The sequence below is a fragment of the Salipiger marinus genome (assembly GCF_035481585.1).
In the GTDB taxonomy this organism is placed as follows: Bacteria; Pseudomonadota; Alphaproteobacteria; order Rhodobacterales; family Rhodobacteraceae; genus Salipiger; species Salipiger marinus.
The window spans coordinates 1-17,277 of the sequence record NZ_JAYKSL010000004.1 but is presented as its reverse complement, the minus strand read 5'-3'; the positions used below and the strand labels follow the sequence as shown (position 1 = coordinate 17,277).

The window sequence follows — 17,277 nt, the reverse complement described above, 5'->3', positions numbered from 1 at the left end:
CCCATGACCCCGGCGCAGCCCCTTGATGTCTGGATCGGCGCGGGCGTGCTTGCGCTGCTGGGGCTTGGGGCTGCGCTGCTGCTGCTTCTGGGCGAGGGGGCGGCGATCTCGCGCAGCATCCTTCTGCGCTTTGCCCGCATCGCGCTGCCCGTGGCGCTGCTGCTGGGCCTGCCGCTGCTGGTGCTGTCGCGACTTGCCGATCTGGAGGACCGGCTGTGGCAGGCGCTGATCGCGGGGCTGGTCATCGCGCTGGGATGGCTGACCACGACGATGTTCGCCGAAACCGGGCGGGCGCGCGACAAGGCCGAAAAGCTGCGCGATTACCACAAGGCGCTTTTTGCCGAAATCCGCGACACGCTTGCCGCGTTCTATTCCGAAGGGCAGGGCGACGCGCAGGCGGCGCAGCTTGTGGCCCGGATGGAGGCGGATGAAAGCTTTGTGCCCTTCATCCCCAACGAGGTGCATGACCGGGTCTATGCCGCGCTGCTGGATGAAATCGAGGTGCTGCCGCGCCAGACCATCGACGCGGTGGTGGCCTATTACAGCCTGATCGCGTCGATCCGGGCGCTGGCCGAGGACATGCGGTCGGACCGCTTCGCGCAGCTGCCGCAGGGGCGGCGGATCCTGATCTATCAGGATTATGTGCAGATGCGGCAGAGGGCCTATCAGCTGGGCAGCTACGCGCTGGCGCTGATTGATGGCTATGCCAAGGGCGGGGCCCCCGGCGCGGAAGCGGTGACGCGGCGGTTCAGTAGCCCGGACGCGGGCCGGAACGCCCGGTCACCGGGATCGGAGTCAGCGGGATGATGGGCTTTTCCATGATGCTCTCCTTGCCAGTGTCTGTGTCGGTCTGCCGTGTCTCAAATATAGGCAAGGCGGGTCAGGGCTGCAAGCCTTGGCGCGAGTCGCGCATTTCCCGCTGGCGCAGCGGCTGCTTGTCGATGGACCGTGTGATCTCGCGCACGTCCCATGGCGCGGGCTTGCGCTGCAGGATCGCCCCGTCCTTGGCGATCACCACCAGCATGAAGCCGCGCGCGCGCAGATCCTGCCGGATCGGGTTGCGCGCGGCGGGGTCGGTATCGGTCAGCACCACCACATCCCGGTCCACCAGCGCACCGAGCCGTTCGGAAATCAGCTCCATCTGCTGGATGTACTGCGGATCCTCGGGCGAGTCGGCGAAGACCACGATGGGCCGCGACACCCAGAGAAAGTCCGAAAGCCGCGCGTCTGCGGCGGGACGGATTGCATTGTCCAGCGGGGGCTCTGCCTCCTGCGCGAGGCCAAAGCCCGCGACAAGCGTGAAATACACAAACGAAACAAGTGGGAGCAGGCGCTTCATGTCTGCAGATATAGGCAGCCACCGGGCCCCTGCACAGGGTCAGACACGGTGCGATGCCGAAAATGTTGGCACACGCCCCCCGTTCCCGCGCGGCCCCCACACAGCAAGGATGCGAAGCGGGACAGACCCGGCCACGGCTGGCCCCGGCTTCAGGAGAGAGAGGAGCAGATCATGACAGCCACAAAGGACGACTGGCGCAAGCTTGCCGAGGCAGAACTGCGCGGCAGGACGGCGGAGGATCTGCGCTGGCAGACGCTGGAAGGCATCGACGTGCAGCCGCTCTACACCGCCGAGGATGTGGAGGGGCTGCCGCATCTGGGATCCATGCCCGGCTTTGCCCCCTTCACCCGGGGCGTGAAGGCCACGATGTATGCGGGCCGCCCCTGGACGATCAGGCAATATGCGGGCTTTTCCACCGCCGAGGAATCGAACGCCTTTTACCGCAAGGCGCTGGCGGCGGGGCAGCAGGGCGTGTCGGTGGCCTTCGATCTGGCCACCCATCGCGGTTATGACAGCGACCATCCGCGCGTGGTGGGCGATGTGGGCAAGGCGGGGGTGGCCATCGACAGCGTCGAGGACATGAAGATCCTCTTTGACGGCATCCCGCTGGATCAGGTCTCTGTCTCCATGACCATGAACGGCGCGGTCATTCCGATCCTCGCCAGTTTCATCGTCACCGGCGAAGAGCAGGGCCATTCCCGCGCGGCGCTGTCCGGGACCATCCAGAACGACATCCTCAAGGAGTTCATGGTCCGCAACACCTATATCTACCCGCCCGAACCGTCGATGCGGATCATTTCGGACATCATCGAATACACCTCGAACGAGATGCCGAAATTCAACTCCATCTCGATCTCCGGCTATCACATGCAGGAGGCGGGGGCGAACCTCGTGCAGGAGCTGGCCTATACGCTGGCGGACGGGCGCGAATATGTGCGCGCCGCCATCCATGCCGGGATGGACGTGGACAAGTTCGCGGGCCGCCTGTCGTTCTTCTTTGCCATCGGCATGAACTTCTTCATGGAGGCGGCCAAGCTGCGCGCCGCGCGCACGCTCTGGCATCGGGTGATGACCGAATTCGGCGCCAAATCCGAACGGTCGAAGATGCTGCGCACCCATTGCCAGACCTCGGGCGTGTCCCTGCAGGAACAGGATCCCTATAACAACGTGGTGCGCACCGCCTATGAGGCACTGTCGGCGGTGCTGGGCGGCACGCAGAGCCTGCACACCAACGCGCTGGACGAGGCGATTGCCCTGCCCACCGAGTTCTCTGCCCGCATCGCCCGCAACACCCAGCTGATCCTGCAGGAGGAAACCGGGGTGACCAAGGTGGTCGACCCGCTGGCCGGATCCTATTACGTCGAGGCGCTGACCGCCGATCTGATCGACAAGGCATGGGCGCTGATGCAGGAGGTGGAGGAGATGGGCGGCATGACCAAGGCCGTGGCCTCCGGCATGCCGAAGCTGCGGATCGAGGAAAGCGCCGCCCGCCGTCAGGCCCAGATCGACCGGGGCGAGGATGTGATCGTGGGGGTCAACAAATACCGGCTGGCCCAGCAGGATCCCATCGACATTCTGGACATCGACAATGCCCGGGTCCGCGACAGCCAGATCGCCGCGCTGGAGCGCATCCGCGCCAGCCGCGACCAGACCGCCTGCGATGCGGCGCTGGCCGAAGTGACCCGCCGCGCCACCGAAGGCGGCAACCTGCTGGAGGCGGCGGTGGTGGCCGCCCGCGCCCGTGCCAGCGTCGGAGAGATCAGCATGGCCATGGAAAAGGTGTTCGGGCGGCATCGCGCCGAGGTCAAGACGCTCGCCGGGGTCTATGGCGCGGCTTATGAAGGCGACGAAGGCTTTGCCGCGATCCAGAAGGATGTGGAAGCCTTTGCCGAGGAAGAGGGCCGCCGCCCGCGCATGCTGGTGGTGAAGATGGGGCAGGATGGCCATGACCGTGGCGCCAAGGTCATCGCCACCGCCTTTGCCGATATCGGCTTCGACGTGGATGTGGGCCCGCTGTTCCAGACGCCGGACGAGGCCGCACAGGATGCCATCGACAATGACGTGCATGTGGTGGGCATTTCCAGTCAGGCCGCCGGGCACAAGACGCTGGCGCCGCAGCTGGTGCAGGCGCTGAAGGATCAGGGCGCGGGCGAGATTCTGGTGATCTGCGGCGGGGTGATCCCGCATCAGGATTACCAGTTTCTGTATGATGCCGGGGTGAAGGCGATCTTTGGTCCGGGCACCAACATCCCCGATGCCGCGCGCGACATCCTGCGCCTGATCCGCGAGGCCCGGCCAGAGGCGCTGTGACACCCGTCCTCAGCGCAGGGCAGCACAGGGCAGCAAAAAACCCTCCCCCAAGCGGGGGAGGGTTTCTTTTTGTGCCGCAGGCCGGCTTAGCGGATCGGTGCTGCCGTCTTGGTTGCGGCGGCCTTGGACGAGGCCACCATCAGCGCGGTATAGCCGAGGATCCCCGAGATGATGGAGCCTGCCAGAACGCCAAGCCGCACCTCGTTCATCAGCATGCTTTCGCCAAAGCTCAGCCCGCCGATGAACAGCGACATGGTGAAACCGATGCCCGCCAGACAGGCGATGCCATAGACCTGCAGCCAGGTCGCGCCAGAGGGCATCCGCGCGAGCTTGGTCTTGACCATGATCCATGTCACGCCGAACACGCCCACCTGCTTGCCCAGCACCAGACCCAGCGCCACGCCGATCGGCACCGGGGCCAGCAGCTGGTCCGGCCCCAGACCGGACAGCACCACGCCCGCATTGGCGAAGGCGAAGATCGGCACGATCACGTAAAGCACATAGGGCGACAGCGCGTGTTCCACCGAATGCAGCGGCGACTTGCCCCATTTGTCCTTCATCGGGATGAAGAAGGCGGTGACGACGCCCGCCAGCGTGGCATGTACGCCGGATTTCAGCACGAAGAACCACATGATCGCGCCCAGAATCAGCAGCGGCGCCACGCGGTGGATCCGGCGGTAGTTCAGCCATGCCATGACCGCCATCGGGACCAGCGCAAGGAACAGGTAATCCAGCTTCAGATCGGCGGTATAGAACAGCGCGATGATGATGATGGCGCCCATGTCGTCAAGGATGGCCAGCGTCAGCAGGAACACCTTGAGCGAGGAGGGCGCGCGCGTGCCCACCAGCGCCAGCACGCCAAGCGCGAAGGCGATGTCGGTGGCGGCGGGAATGGCCCAGCCCCGGATGGTTTCGGCATTGCCCCAGTTGATGCTGGAATAGATCAGCGCGGGCACGATCATGCCGCCCACGGCGGCCATGCCGGGCAGGATCACGTCGGAGGGGTTCTTGAGCTTGCCCTCCAGAAGCTCGCGCTTCAGTTCCATGCCGATCAGGAAGAAGAAGACCGCCATCAGCCCGTCATTGATCCACAGGATCAGCGGCTTCTGCAGGCCCTCGCCGCCATAGGTGACGGCGAAATAGGTGTTGAGCATGCCATGGTAGCCCTCGGACAGCGAGGAGTTGGCGACGAGCATGGCACCCACCGCCGCCAGCATGAGCAATATGCCCCCCGATGCTTCGTGCTTGAAAAACTTGTCGAGGGCGCGCAGCAGCATGGAAGTCTCCCGTGGAAGCGAATTTTTCAACTTTTGGTTACGAGGGCTTGAAATGGCTCTTACGCCTACAAAAATCAATGCGCGCGCGCGAGCATTTCAGGATTGCCTGCCCGCACCATGGCGATATCGTGGCACCGGTGCAACAAAGGTCAGGAGACCCGATGCTGGAGCTCGATCACATCGCCGTGCTGGGCGAAACCCTTGCGGAGGCGGTGTCCCATACAGAGGCGACGCTGGGTGCGCCGCTGCTGCCCGGCGGCGAACATCCCGATTTTGGCACGCATAATCAGCTTCTTGGCCTGGATGACGGCCTTTATCTCGAAGCCATCGCGGTGGACCCGGCGGCGGCCACGCCCGGGCGGGCGCGCTGGTTCGGGCTGGACCAGTTTTCCGGGCCGCCCCGGCTCGACAAATGGGTCTGCCGCGTCCCCGATCTGGACCGCGCGCTGGCCCTGCTGCCCATGGCCGGGGAGGCGGTGTCGCTCAGCCGGGGATCGCTGCGCTGGCGCATGGCGGTGCCGCGCGACGGCATCCTGCCCTTTGCGGGCATGTTTCCTGCGCTGATCGAATGGCAAAGCCCGGTGCCGCCGGGGCTGGCGCTGCCCGCATCGGGCGCGCGGCTGGACCGGCTCAGCGTCGCCCATCCCGAGGCGGAGGCGCTAGCGGCGCTGCTGGTGCCGCATCTGACCGCGCCGGTGGTGGAATTTGTGACCGAAGCCGTGCCCGCGCTGCGCGGCAGCTTCACCACGCCGCGCGGCATCCGGGTGCTGCAGTGATCCTGCGTCCCGCGCAGGCCGGGGATGCCGAAGCGGTGGCGGCGCTGTGGAATCCGGTCATCGACGGCACTGCCGTGACCTTCACCACCACCCGCAAGACCCCCGAAGGGCTGGCGGCGGATTTTGCCGCGCGCGGCCCCGCCTTTCTTCTGGCCGAGGAGGAGGGCCGCCTCCTTGGTTTTGCCACCTTCTTCGCCTTTCGCAGCGGCCCGGGCTATGCCCGCACGCTGGAGCACACGATCCTGCTGGCGCCAGAGGCGCAGGGCCGGGGTGTGGGCCGCGCGCTGATGACGGCGCTCTGCGCCGAGGCGCGGGCACAGGGCGCCCATTCCATGATGGCGGGGGTGTCGGGGGAAAACCCGGCGGGCCTCGCCTTTCACGCCGCCTGCGGTTTCCGCGAGGTGGCGCGGCTGCCCGAGGTGGGGTTCAAGTTCGGGCGCTGGATGGATCTTGTGCTGATGCAGAAATTTCTGTGATCTGCGCTTTGTCGCACTGACAGTCCCCGCGCCGCATCGTATGCTGCGGCCATGTCGATCTGGACCCGCATTGCTGACGCCCTGTCGGCCCTCGCCAATGGCGAAGGCCTTTCCGCCGTGTTCGACCGGCTGCGCCAGCCGCCGGAACGCAGCGTGGCCTTCACCATTGCCGTCATCGCGCTCTCGGCCAAGATGGCCAAGGCCGACGGGCGCGTGACCCGCAACGAGGTGGCGGCCTTTCGCGAGGTCTTCACCATCGCCCCCGAGGACGAGCCCGCCGCCGCCCGCGTCTTCAACCTTGCCCGGCAGGACGTGGCCGGGTTCGAGGAATACGCCGCCCGCATCCGCCGCATGTTCGACGGCACCGCCACGCCGCTCTGCGATCTGATGGAGGGGCTGTTTCACATGGCGGTGGCCGACAATGACTACCACCCCGACGAGGACGCGTTTCTGGAGCGGGTGGCCGAGATCTTTGGCATTTCCGATTCCGAGTTCCGCGCGCTGCGGGCGCGGTTCGTGCCCGACTGCGCGCCCGATCCGTTCAGCGTGCTGGGGGTCAGCCCGGATACGCCCCTTCCCGAGATCCGCCGCCACTGGCGCCAGCTTGTGCGCAATACCCATCCCGACGTGATGCAGGCGCGCGGCCTGCCCGAAGAGGCAATCCGCATGTCGGAAAAGCGGCTGATCGACATCAACCGCGCATGGGAAGAGATCTCGGCGCGCGAGCAGGTCTGACCGGGTGCGGTTGGCCACCTACAATGTCGAATGGTTCGATGCGCTGTTCGACGATCAGGGGCGGCTTTACATGGACGCGGAACCCTCGGCCCGGCACGGGGTCAGCCGGGCAGAGCAGGCCCGGGCGCTGGGGCGGGTCTTTGCCGAGCTTGATGCCGATGCCGTGCTGGTGGTGGAGGCGCCCGACACCAATGCGCGGCGCGACACCACCCGTGCGCTGACCCATTTCGCCACCGCCTTCGACCTGCGCTGCCGTGCCGTGCTGACCGGCTTTGCCAATGACACGCAGCAGGAACTTGCGCTGCTTTACGACCCCGCCGTGCTGAATGTGCGCCATGATCCACAGGCGGGCCCCGACGCGCCGCGCTTTGACGGGGTGTTCCGCATCGATCTGGACATCGACGCCACCGAGGACAGGGTGACCTTCTCCAAGCCGCCGCTGGAGGTGGAGGCGGTCACACCCGGCGGGCGGGTGCTGCGGCTGATCGGTGCGCATCTCAAATCCAAGGCGCCGCATGGCGCGGTGGGGGCGGACCGGATCATGCGCCTGTCCATCGCCAACCGCCGCAAGCAGCTGGCGCAGGCGATCTGGATCCGGCGCCGCATCGACGCGGCGCTGGCGGCGGGGGACAGCGTCATCCTGCTGGGCGATCTGAATGACGGGCCGGGGCTGGACGAATACGAACATCTGTTCGGGCGCAGTTCGGTGGAAATCCTGTTGGGGGAGGCGGCGCCGCTTTATGATCCGCACGCGCTGGAGGCGCTGAAGGGCGGGCTTGCGCCGCAGCCGACCTCGGCGCGCTTCTATATCGGGCCAGAGCGGCGCTATCTGCAGGCCATGCTGGATTACATCATGGTGTCGCAGGATCTGCGCCCGCAGGCAAAGGCGTGGCGCATCTGGCATCCGTTCGACGACCCGGACTGCTGGGACAGCCCCGACCTGCGCGCAGCCCTGCTGGCGGCGTCGGATCATTTCCCGGTGACGGTGGATCTGGACATCTGACCTCTGGCCGGAGGCGCCCTCTGCGCTATAGTCAGGGTATGACCCGGATATTGCCTCTTGCCCTTGTGGCCTGCCTGATGGTTCCCCCTGCGCTGGCGCAGGAGGCGGAGCCAGAGGACGGGCGCAGCCTCATGGAACGCGGCGCCGACCTGTTCCTGCGCGGCCTGCGCGACGAGATGGATCCTGCCCTGCGCGGCTTGCAGGATCTGGCCACCGAAATGGGTCCGGCGCTGCAGGGCTTCCTGCAGCAGATGGGCCCCGCCCTGAGCGGCATTCTGGACGAGGTGGAGGACTGGTCGCGCTACGAGCCGCCGGTGATGCTGCCCAATGGCGACATCCTGATCCGGCGCAAGCCCGATGCGGAACCGCTGGACCCGGAGGACGCGCCCAACGATCCGATGCGCTCCCCCGAACCCGGCGAAGAGATCGAGATCTGACGCCTAGTCCTCGGTCTCGACCTCGGTCTTGTCGGCCCCGATGGCGCGGGCCAGCGCGTTGAACCGCGCCTCCGCCACCTCGCCGTAAAGCGGTGCTGCCTCTGCGGTCAGGTGCAGGCGCAGCAGCCCCGCCTCCGGATCCCAGTCCAGCGTCGCGCCTTCGCTCGCGGCGTCCGACATCCACAGCATGGAACCGAACCGCATCGCCTTGCCCAGCATTTCGGCTTCCTGCTGGTCCTCAAGCGGCAGCAGGTCAAGGAAATCCTCGAACCGGGTGCCTTCGCGCTTGTTGCGGTAGCGGTGCAGCAGCGCCAGCCCCAGATAGATGCGTTCGCCATGGTCGAGCCCGCCCAGATTGGCGCGGGTGGCATTGTCGAAACAGGTTTCGGCCCGGTAATCGGGATGCGCGCGCCAGCTGACGTCATGCAGCAGGCAGGCGGCGCGCACGATGCGCAGCCGCGCGTCGCTGGCACCGGGGAAGAGCGGCAGCACAAAACGGTAGAGCTTCTTGCCAAAGCCGGGCAGGCGGGCATCCTTGGCCTCGGCAAAGCGGCAGGCCTCGATCAGCGGATCGCGGTCGCGCAGGCCCTGCGGCATCTGTTCATAAAGCAGCCCCTCGCGGATGCCGTAGGAAGAGATGGCGATTTCGCTGGGCTCGAAGGTGTCGAGCAGTTCGGCGAGCACTTCGGCGGCATAGGGCACAAGGCTCATCCGGGCGCTGGAAATGCCGCAGGCGCTACGCAGCGCCTCCAGATCGGCGGTTTCCAGAAAGGCCAGCGTGTCGCGCGTGGCGGCCAGATCCATGCGGTATTCGTGCAGCACATGCAGCGGATAGCCGCGGCGTTCCATATCGACCCGCGCAATGGCCCGCCACGATCCGCCCACCAGAAAGAACCGCTTGCCGGTGCCGCTGATATGCTCCGCCAGCCCGCCGATGATGCGGCGCAGGTGCTTTTCGCGGGCTTTCTTGCCGCCTTCCAGATCCTTGAACCGCAGCGGCCCAAGCTGAGAGGACATGCGTTTGCCGACCTGACCGCCGGTCACTTCGGCCAGTTCCATCGACGATCCGCCAATGTCGCAGACCACGCCATCGGCGCCCGGCCATCCCAGCAGCACGCCCTGTGCGGACAGCCGCGCCTCTTCCTCGCCGTCGATCACCCAGATCTTGAGCCCGGTGGCATTCTCGATCTCGGCGCGGAAGGCGGGGCCGTCTTCGGCATCGCGCATCGCGGCGGTGGCCACGGCGGTCAGCGGCGGCAGGTTCATGCCGCGCGCCAGCGTCTGGAACCGCAGCAGGGCGGACAGCGCCCGCGCCTTGCCCTCGGGGTTCAGACGCCCGGTTTCCGGCATGCCGGCGCCAAGGCCGCACATGATCTTTTCATTGTAGAAATAGGCGGGGCTGCGCGCCGCGCCGTCAAACACGACGAGCCGAACCGAATTCGACCCGATATCCACGACGCCCACCCGCGACAGCCGTCGCGCCTGCGGATCGTCAAAGAGCGGACGCCCGAACGGGCCCCAATCGCTCTGGGCGGAGTCGGTGTTTCCGTCCATGTGCTTTCCCGGCCTTTGATGCGCCCTTCCTCTAACACGCATGCGGCAGAAGGCAAAAGCGATTCCGCCTAAATAATCCGCGTGGGGCGGGCCGGTGCCGCAGCGGAAGCCGCGTCAGCGGAAAAGACCCAGCAGCACGCGCGGCGAGTTGTTGGCGATGGACATGGCCTGAACCGCAAGCTGCTGCTGCACCTGCAGCGCCTGCAGCCGGGCCGAGGCCTCTTCCAGATCGGCATCCACCATGGTGCCGATGCCGCTGCGCATGGTGTCGGCGAGCGTCTTGACGAAGCGGCCCTGAATTTCCAGCCGGGTCTGGTCCGACCCGAAGGCGGCGGCGGATCCGATGGCGGTGGCGATCAGCCCGTCCATCCGTGCCAGCGCCGAGACGGCCCCCGCCTTGGTGGACACGTCAAGCCCTGACAGCATGTCGAGCCCGCCGCCGATGGTGTTGCCCGCATCGGCGCCCACCCGGCTGAAGGTTAGCGCGATCTGGTCGGTGCCATCGGTGACGCCAGAGGTGGCGGTGATCCGGCCACTGGCAAAGCCCAGCGTCAGCACGTCCGGATCAAGATCGTTCTGCTGCGCGAAGGCGGTCCATTTGCGCCCGATGGCGGTGACCACGTCGCCCATCGTGTCGCCGTCGCGGGCGACATAGGACAGCGAGGCTGCCGCCACCTCTGCCTGTGTCGGCGTGGCGCCTGTGGTGGTGCGGTAGCTGGCCTGCGCAAAGGCGGAGCCATCGGCATCCGTGCCGAAGACCGACAGGGCAAAGCCGGTGCCCGCCGCCACCGCCAGCGCCGAGGCATCCAGCGTCGCGGTCTGCGTGGCGTTGAGCGTGACACTGGCCGCGCTGGCGGTGAAGGTGCCGCCGGTTGCCGCGATGCTGCCCGCGCGGGTGCCCAGATCGCGCTTGCGCACGTCGATGTCGCGGGCGGTGACCGTGGCGCCGGACCGGTCCAGCGAGGACAGCACCGACACCGTGCCGGTTCCGGCGGTGCTGTCGGTATTGTTGAGCAGGTTCAGCCCGTTGAACTGCGCCATGGCCACCACCGCCTCGATCTGGTCGCGCAGGTTGGACACCTCGCTCTGGATCTTGGCACGGTCGACGCTGTCCTGCTGGGCGGTGACCACCTGCACCTTCATCTCTGACAGCAGCGTGGTCACGGTTTCCGCCGCCTGCCGCGCCACGGAAATCGTCGACTGCCCCAGCGCGATGTTGTTCGACAGCCGGTCGAACCCGGCCACATCGGTCTGCATCGCCTTGGAGATCGACCAGATGGCGCTGCTGTCTTCGGACGAGGCGACGCGCCGCCCGGTGGCAAGCTCCAGCTGGGTGCTGACGATATTGGCGTTGATCGCCTGCAGGGTGCGGAGCGCGGTGGTCGCGGAGGTGTTGGTCAGGATGCTGGACATGAAGCTGCGCCTTGTGCCGGGGGAGGGGGCGCTTTGCGCTGACCTGACCGGGCGCGGCTTCTGCCGCCCGCTTGGGCAGGGCGGGCCGATGGTGGGGCCCACGGGTTTGCTGACAAAACCTAACCGGGGCCGGATTTACCGTGACTTAATCAATCGTGGCGCAGAGAGGGTGGTTTTGGGGCATTTCTGTGGCAGCGCCGCGAAATGCCCCAAAGGGTGGTGTCAGTCGCCGTGGGTCAGCTGCGGCACGTCCTTGGCCCCTGCCGAGCCACGGCCCGACAGCGACGGGTTTTCCATAAAGAAGCGGTGGCAGGAGAAGGCAAACTCGCCCTCGGGCACCGCGTGGCGGGTGAACTTGCCCGACGGTTCCATCACCCAGCTTTGCGCCGTGTCGGCAAGGTTCGCGGCCATGATCTGGCTGACGATCTGCGCCTTCACCGTGGGGTTGTGGATTTCCACCCCGGTTTCGACCCGCCGGTTCAGGTTGCGCCCCATCCAGTCCGCCGAAGAGATGACCACCCGCGCCTTGCTGTGCGGCAGGCCATGGCCATTGCCGAAACAGGCGATCCGCGAATGTTCAAGGAAGCGGCCCACGATGGATTTCACCCGGATATTGTCCGACAGCCCCCGGATGCCCGGACGCAGGCCACAGATGCCCCGGATCACGCAGTCGATCTGCACGCCTGCCTGACTTGCGGCATAAAGCGCGTCGATCATGTCGGGCTCGATCAGCGAGTTCATCTTCAGCCAGATGCGCGCGGGCTTGCCGTTGCGGGCATGTTCGGCCTCGGCGGCGATCAGTTCCAGCATCCGCGGCTTCAGCGTCAGCGGCGAGATCACCAGATTTTCCAGCCCCTCGGGCAGGGCATAGCCCGACAGGTAGTTGAAGATCTTCGACGCATCGCGCCCCAGTTCCGCGTCGCAGGTGAAGAACGACAGGTCGGTGTAGATCTTGGCGGTGATCGGGTGGTAATTGCCGGTGCCCCAATGGGTGTAGGTCACCAGCTTCGACCCCTCGCGGCGCACCACGGTCGAGATCTTGGCATGGGTCTTCCAGTCGACAAAGCCATAGGTCACATGCGCGCCCGCCCGTTCCAGACGGCGCGACTGGCGGATGTTGGCGGCCTCGTCGAAGCGTGCCTTCAGTTCCACCAGCGCGGTGACGGACTTGCCTTCCTCGGCGGCTTCGCACAGCGCCTCGACGATCGGGGAATTGCGCGAGGTGCGGTAGAGCGTCTGCTTGATCGCCACCACGTTCGGATCGGCAGCGGCCTGCTGCAGGAAGCGCACCACCATGTCGAAGGTTTCATAGGGGTGATGCAGCAGCATGTCCTTCTGCGCGATGGCGCGGAACATGCTGCCTTCGTGATCCTGCACCCGTTCGGGCACGCGGGGGGTGAACACCGGCCAGAGCAGGTCGGGGCGGCTGTCCAGCACCAGTTCCTTGAGATCGGCCATGCCGATCATGCCATCCAGCTCGATGACCTCGTTTTCCTGCACATGCAGTTCGCGCATGACGATCTCGCGCAGGCTGCGGCCCGCGCCACGGGTGATGGTCAGGCGCACCACTTCACCGCGGCGGCGGCGCTTCAGCGCGACCTCGAATTCGCGGACCAGATCCTCGGCCTCTTCCTCGACTTCCAGATCGCTGTCGCGCAGCACGCGGAAGCCGAAATGATCCTTGACCCGGTAGCCGGGGAACAGGCTGTCGATATGCAGCAGCAGCACGTCTTCAAGGAAGATGAACCGCTGCTGCCCGTCGGGCGCGGGCAGCGCGATGAAGCGGTCGATCTGATGCGGGATCGGCAGCAGCGCCTGCCGCACCCGGCGGTCGCGCTTGCGTTCCAGTTCCAGCGCAAGGCAGTAGCCCATGTTGGCGATGAACGGGAAGGGATGCGCGGGATCGATCGCCAGCGGCGACAGCACCGGGAAGATCTGCGTCAGGAAGGCTTCCGACAGGAAGGTCAGGTCGCCGTCGTCAAGCCGGTCGCGCGGCACGATGGAAATGCCCTGTGCTGCCAGATCGTCCTGCAGGCTCTGCAGCACCTTCTGCTGGCGGCTCATCAGGTTGCGCGCGTCTTCGTCGATCATCACCAGCTGTTCGGCGGGCGACAGGCCGTCAGCGGCGGGCGTGGTGTTGCCCGCATGGGCCAGCTCGCGCAGCCCCGCCACGCGCACCGTGTAGAATTCGTCCAGATTGTTGGCCGAAATCGACAGGAAGCGCAGCCGCTCCAGCAGGGGCACCCGCGGATTTTCCGCCTCTTCCAGCACGCGCCAGTTGAAACCGAGCCAGCTGAGCTCGCGGTTGAAGAAACGCCCCGGCCCCGTCAGATCGACATCGGGCAGGTCCTGGGCAGGCGGAATCGGGGCTTTGAGAAAATCTGCGAGGGTCATGGTGGGCTTATGCGCCATAAATTGCGACATCTTCGTGAAGACTCATCTTGCCGGACAAACAGGGCTGCGGCCTGCGGATCATGACCCGGGCACCAGCGCCTGCAGCACATCGCGGGCCAGCGTGCGCGTGATCCCTTTTGGCCGTCCCAATGCGCGCGCGTCAAGCTCTGCCGCCATGCGCTGCGCCATGGCAAAGCTGCGCGGCATGTGACGGACCAGATAGGGGATCACCTCTGGGGCGGGGATGCAGAGCCGGTCATCCAGCAGCTTGGCCAGCACCGCCGCCAGCAGCACGTCATCGGGCTGCGGCAGCGTGGCGGTCTGGGTGGCCTCCATCCGGCTCTGCAGATCGGCCAGCACCAGCGGCCAGTGCCGGGGCGGTGCGCTGGCGGTCAGCAGCAGCGGCTGGCGTTCGGCCTGCGACAGGTTGTGCAGGTGGAACAGCGCCTCCTCCGCGACGCGGTTGCCCGCGATGGCGGGGACATCCTCGATGCAGAGCGGCGCCCGGACCAGATCGGGAATGGCCAGATCGGGCAGCACGTCGGCGGGCAGGATATGCGCGCCGGAGTCGGCCGCCCAGACATGGGCCAGATGCGTCTTGCCCGCGCCGCGCGGCCCCACAAGGATCAGCTTGCCCGAGGGCCAGTCGCGCCAGCCATCCAGCAGCGCCAGCGCCAGCGCGTTGGAGGTGCTGACAAAATAATCCTCCCGCCCCAGCGCGGCACGGCGCGGCAGAGGCAGGGGAAGCTGTTCGGGCGGGGTCATCCGCGCGACTGGTCTTGGTCCAGCCCGCGATAGAGCTTGCTGTCCTTGTAGCGGCCGACGATGAACCGCGTCAGCACCCCGATGGCGGCGGCCACAGGCACGGCCACCAGCATGCCGACGAAGCCGAAGAGCGAGCCGAAGACCGACAGCGCAAGGATCAGCCAGACCGGGTGCAGCCCCACGGAATTGCCCACCAGTTTCGGCGTCAGGAAATTGCCCTCGATGAACTGGCCCAGCAGGAAGATGCCCGCCACCGCCGCGATCCAGATCCAGTCGCCCCAGAACTGGAACAGCGCCAGCCCGATGGCGAGCCCGCCGCCGACAATGGCCCCGACATAGGGGATGAAGGTCAGCAGCCCCGCGATCACGCCCACCACCAGCCCGAAATTCAGCCCGACCAGCCACAGCCCCACGGCGTAATAGGTGCCAAGGATCAGACAGACCGAACCCATGCCGCGGATGAACCCCGCCAGCGTGGCATCGACATCGCGCGCCAGCGCCCGGATGGTGGGCGCATGTTCGCGCGGCAGCAGCTCGTCGACCCGCGCCACCATGTTGTCCCAGTCGAGCAGCAGATAGACCGCCACCACCGGCACGATCACGAAGAGCAGCAGGATGTTGATGAAGGACATGGCCGAGCTCAGCGCCGTATTGGCCAGCTCGCCGCCGCGTTCCTTCACCGTCTCGCCAAGCGAGGCCAGCGTTTCGCGGACCGGGCTGCCTTCGGTGATGAGATCGGGAAAGCGCGTGGTCAGGAACTCCTGCAGGTCACGGAAGAGCTGCGGCGCCGTCTCGATCAGCTGGATGGTCTGGCGCACCAGCGCGGGCACCACCGCCAGCGCCACCACCACGAACAGCAGCGCCGCCAGCACGGTGATCACCGCCGTGGCCATGGCGCGGGACAGGCCCGCGCGTTCCAGCCGGTCCGCCACCGGATCAAGGAAATAGGCAATGGCCCCGCCCAGAATGAAGGGCAGCAGCACGTCGCCGAGAAACCACAGCACCACGGAGAGCACCACCGCAGCGATTCCCCAGTATCTCAGCTGCGTCTGCGCAGGCAGTGCCATGGCGGTCCCTTTCGCTTGCTTGTCCCTACATTGCGTCTTGGCGGGGCTGAATCAAGGGCGGGTGCAGGGCTCTTGCCCTTGCCGCAGCCTTCGCCTAACCCGGTCGGGACAACTTTTGCGGAGGCCCGCCATGCGTATGAGCCGTTATTTCCTGCCCGTCCTGAAAGAAACGCCCTCAGAGGCGCAGATCGTGTCGCACCGCTACATGCTGCGGGCGGGCATGATCAAGCAGGCCGCCGCCGGGATCTATTCTTGGCTGCCGCTGGGCTTCAAGGTGCTGAAGCGGATCGAGGCGATCGTGCACGAGGAACAGCAGCGCGCGGGCCATATCCCGATGCTGATGCCGACCCTGCAATCGGCGGATCTGTGGCGCGAGTCGGGGCGCTATGACGATTACGGGCAGGAGATGCTGCGCATCACCGACCGGCACGGGCGCGACATGCTTTATGGTCCGACCAACGAGGAGCTGATCACCGACATCTTCCGCTCGCATGTGTCGAGCTACAAGGATCTGCCGCTGACGCTCTATCACATCCAGTGGAAATTCCGCGACGAGATCCGCCCGCGCTTCGGCGTGATGCGGGGCCGGGAATTCCTGATGAAGGACGGCTACAATTTCGACCTGACCAAGGAAGACGCGCTGCACGCCTATAACCGCCACCTTGTCAGCTACCTGCGCAGCTATGAACGCATGGGGCTGCAGGCGATCCCGATGCGCGCCGATGGCGGCCCGATCGGCGGCGATTACACCCATGAATTCCTCGTGCTGGCGGAGACCGGCGAATCCGAGGTGTTCTACGACAGCGAGATCACCGACCTGCGCTTCGGCGAGCGCGCCATCGATTACGATTCGGTGGAGCAGTGTCAGGCCGTGCTGGAGGAATTCACCTCGCGCTATGCCCGCACCGACGAGACCCATGACGCCGCCCTCTTCGAGCAGGTCCCCGAAGACCGCCGCCGCGTCGCGCGTGGCATCGAGGTCGGCCAGATCTTCTATTTCGGCACCAAATATTCCGACGCGATGGGCGCCACGGTGGTGGACCAGTCGGGCGCGCGGGTGCCCGTGCATATGGGCAGCCACGGCATCGGCGTCAGCCGCCTGCTGGGCGCGATCATCGAGGCCAGCCATGACGAGCGCGGCATCATCTGGCCCGAAGGCGTGACGCCCTTCCATTGCGGGATCGTCAACCTCAAGCAGGGCGATGCCGAGGCGGATGCCGCCTGCGAGGCGCTTTATGCCGCGCTGGACGCGCTGGGGCTGGAGCCGCTCTATGACGACCGGGACGAGCGCGCCGGCGGCAAATTCGCCACGATGGATCTGATCGGCCTGCCGTGGCGGATCACCGTGGGCCCGCGCGGGCTGAAGAACGGCGTGGTGGAACTGACCTCACGCCGCAGCGGCGAGAGCGAGGAACTGCCCCCCGAAGCCGCCGTGGAACGCATTGCGCAGATCTACGGGCGCGCCACCGCCTGAGCGGGGCAAGGGGGGCTCTGCCCCCCTCGGCCTGCGGCCTCTCCCCCCGGGATATTTCTGGCCGCTGGAATCCCGGGCGCGAAACCCGGCTTCCAGCGGCTCTAAATATCCCCGCCGGAGGCAGGCCGTGCCCGCCCCACAGGCGCGGGGCCGGGCAGGGGCGGGCCCTTGTCAGGCGGCGGCCTCGACTTCGGCCACGATGCCGTCGACGAGACGGGCAAGCAGGGCTTCGTCCTCGCATTCGGCCATGACCCGGA

The 17,277-nt window shown here is 66.5% G+C and carries 15 protein-coding genes; 8 read left to right on the top strand and 7 right to left on the bottom strand.

The genetic code is table 11. The features are described from left to right. The first annotated feature begins 3 nt into the window (after positions 1–3). The gene (locus VK682_RS06520) at positions 4–807 is read left to right on the top strand and encodes a hypothetical protein (RefSeq protein ID WP_230795301.1); all 804 of its coding nucleotides are present in this window, start codon (positions 4–6) and stop codon (positions 805–807) included. A gap of 73 nt (positions 808–880) precedes the next feature. Here the strand turns inward: VK682_RS06520 and VK682_RS06515 are convergent, their stop codons facing one another. Beyond that, positions 881–1,339 carry a DUF4174 domain-containing protein gene (locus VK682_RS06515; protein ID WP_269061933.1) on the bottom strand — a complete coding sequence of 153 codons (459 nt, stop codon included), beginning with the start codon at positions 1,337–1,339 and terminating at the stop codon, positions 881–883. A 171-nt stretch (positions 1,340–1,510) separates the two neighbouring features. Between VK682_RS06515 and scpA the strand changes: the two genes are divergently transcribed. Beyond that, positions 1,511–3,649: a methylmalonyl-CoA mutase gene (scpA, locus tag VK682_RS06510; protein ID WP_230795298.1), complete on the top strand. Its 2,139-nt coding sequence runs from the start codon at positions 1,511–1,513 to the stop codon at positions 3,647–3,649. An 86-nt stretch (positions 3,650–3,735) separates the two neighbouring features. Here scpA and nhaA read toward each other — a convergent pair whose 3' ends face one another. Beyond that, on the bottom strand, positions 3,736–4,926 hold the full coding sequence (gene nhaA, locus VK682_RS06505; protein ID WP_230795297.1) for a Na+/H+ antiporter NhaA: 1,191 nt from the start codon (positions 4,924–4,926) through the stop codon (positions 3,736–3,738). A 161-nt stretch (positions 4,927–5,087) separates the two neighbouring features. On the opposite strand from nhaA, the gene VK682_RS06500 reads away from it, so the two are divergent. Genes VK682_RS06500 through VK682_RS06480 form a run of 5 tightly spaced genes read left to right on the top strand, consistent with a single transcriptional unit; the run spans position 5,088 to position 8,353 of the window. Continuing rightward, positions 5,088–5,702 carry a VOC family protein gene (locus VK682_RS06500; RefSeq protein ID WP_089850036.1) on the top strand — a complete coding sequence of 205 codons (615 nt, stop codon included), beginning with the start codon at positions 5,088–5,090 and terminating at the stop codon, positions 5,700–5,702. Then, positions 5,699–6,178 carry a GNAT family N-acetyltransferase gene (locus VK682_RS06495; protein ID WP_230795296.1) on the top strand — a complete coding sequence of 160 codons (480 nt, stop codon included), beginning with the start codon at positions 5,699–5,701 and terminating at the stop codon, positions 6,176–6,178. Before VK682_RS06500 ends, VK682_RS06495 begins: the two co-directional genes overlap by 4 nt. A 51-nt stretch (positions 6,179–6,229) precedes the next feature. Next, positions 6,230–6,913, top strand: a complete 684-nt coding sequence (locus VK682_RS06490; protein ID WP_089850032.1) for a molecular chaperone DjiA — start codon at positions 6,230–6,232, stop codon at positions 6,911–6,913. Positions 6,914–6,917: 4 nt separating this feature from the next. Beyond that, positions 6,918–7,916 (top strand): endonuclease/exonuclease/phosphatase family protein, encoded by a 999-nt coding sequence (locus VK682_RS06485; protein ID WP_089850030.1) that lies wholly within the window; start codon positions 6,918–6,920, stop codon positions 7,914–7,916. 50 nt (positions 7,917–7,966) lie between these two features. Then, on the top strand, positions 7,967–8,353 hold the full coding sequence (locus VK682_RS06480; RefSeq protein WP_324781587.1) for a hypothetical protein: 387 nt from the start codon (positions 7,967–7,969) through the stop codon (positions 8,351–8,353). A gap of 3 nt (positions 8,354–8,356) precedes the next feature. Here VK682_RS06480 and VK682_RS06475 read toward each other — a convergent pair whose 3' ends face one another. From VK682_RS06475 to VK682_RS06455, 5 genes are all read right to left on the bottom strand, one after another. Beyond that, positions 8,357–9,907: a Ppx/GppA family phosphatase gene (locus tag VK682_RS06475; protein ID WP_230795293.1), complete on the bottom strand. Its 1,551-nt coding sequence runs from the start codon at positions 9,905–9,907 to the stop codon at positions 8,357–8,359. A gap of 114 nt (positions 9,908–10,021) precedes the next feature. Next, positions 10,022–11,320: a flagellin N-terminal helical domain-containing protein gene (locus tag VK682_RS06470; protein WP_230795292.1), complete on the bottom strand. Its 1,299-nt coding sequence runs from the start codon at positions 11,318–11,320 to the stop codon at positions 10,022–10,024. A gap of 222 nt (positions 11,321–11,542) precedes the next feature. Further along, on the bottom strand, positions 11,543–13,714 hold the full coding sequence (locus VK682_RS06465) for an RNA degradosome polyphosphate kinase (protein WP_089850193.1): 2,172 nt from the start codon (positions 13,712–13,714) through the stop codon (positions 11,543–11,545). Between the two features lie 78 nt (positions 13,715–13,792). Continuing rightward, a complete protein-coding gene (locus VK682_RS06460) occupies positions 13,793–14,479 on the bottom strand; it encodes a DnaA/Hda family protein (protein WP_230795291.1) in 687 nt (228 codons plus the stop codon). After that, positions 14,476–15,546: an AI-2E family transporter gene (locus VK682_RS06455; protein WP_089850021.1), complete on the bottom strand. Its 1,071-nt coding sequence runs from the start codon at positions 15,544–15,546 to the stop codon at positions 14,476–14,478. The genes VK682_RS06460 and VK682_RS06455 overlap by 4 nt, the downstream gene beginning before the upstream one ends. Before the next feature lie 130 nt (positions 15,547–15,676). Between VK682_RS06455 and proS the strand changes: the two genes are divergently transcribed. After that, positions 15,677–17,020: a proline--tRNA ligase gene (gene proS / locus VK682_RS06450; protein WP_230795290.1), complete on the top strand. Its 1,344-nt coding sequence runs from the start codon at positions 15,677–15,679 to the stop codon at positions 17,018–17,020. Positions 17,021–17,277: the final 257 nt, after the last annotated feature.

Bases quoted from the DNA above. Each gene is read 5' to 3' on its own strand.
- VK682_RS06475 (WP_230795293.1), bottom strand. From the start codon at position 9,907: ATGGACGGAAACACCGACTCCGCCCAGAGCGATTGGGGCCCGTTCGGG.
- VK682_RS06515 (WP_269061933.1), bottom strand. From the start codon at position 1,339: ATGAAGCGCCTGCTCCCACTTGTTTCGTTTGTGTATTTCACGCTTGTC.
- VK682_RS06500 (WP_089850036.1), top strand. From the start codon at position 5,088: ATGCTGGAGCTCGATCACATCGCCGTGCTGGGCGAAACCCTTGCGGAG.
- VK682_RS06460 (WP_230795291.1), bottom strand. From the start codon at position 14,479: ATGACCCCGCCCGAACAGCTTCCCCTGCCTCTGCCGCGCCGTGCCGCG.
- nhaA (WP_230795297.1), bottom strand. From the start codon at position 4,926: ATGCTGCTGCGCGCCCTCGACAAGTTTTTCAAGCACGAAGCATCGGGG.
- VK682_RS06465 (WP_089850193.1), bottom strand. From the start codon at position 13,714: ATGACCCTCGCAGATTTTCTCAAAGCCCCGATTCCGCCTGCCCAGGAC.
- proS (WP_230795290.1), top strand. From the start codon at position 15,677: ATGCGTATGAGCCGTTATTTCCTGCCCGTCCTGAAAGAAACGCCCTCA.
- VK682_RS06520 (WP_230795301.1), top strand. From the start codon at position 4: ATGACCCCGGCGCAGCCCCTTGATGTCTGGATCGGCGCGGGCGTGCTT.
- VK682_RS06455 (WP_089850021.1), bottom strand. From the start codon at position 15,546: ATGGCACTGCCTGCGCAGACGCAGCTGAGATACTGGGGAATCGCTGCG.
- VK682_RS06490 (WP_089850032.1), top strand. From the start codon at position 6,230: ATGTCGATCTGGACCCGCATTGCTGACGCCCTGTCGGCCCTCGCCAAT.
- VK682_RS06470 (WP_230795292.1), bottom strand. From the start codon at position 11,320: ATGTCCAGCATCCTGACCAACACCTCCGCGACCACCGCGCTCCGCACC.
- scpA (WP_230795298.1), top strand. From the start codon at position 1,511: ATGACAGCCACAAAGGACGACTGGCGCAAGCTTGCCGAGGCAGAACTG.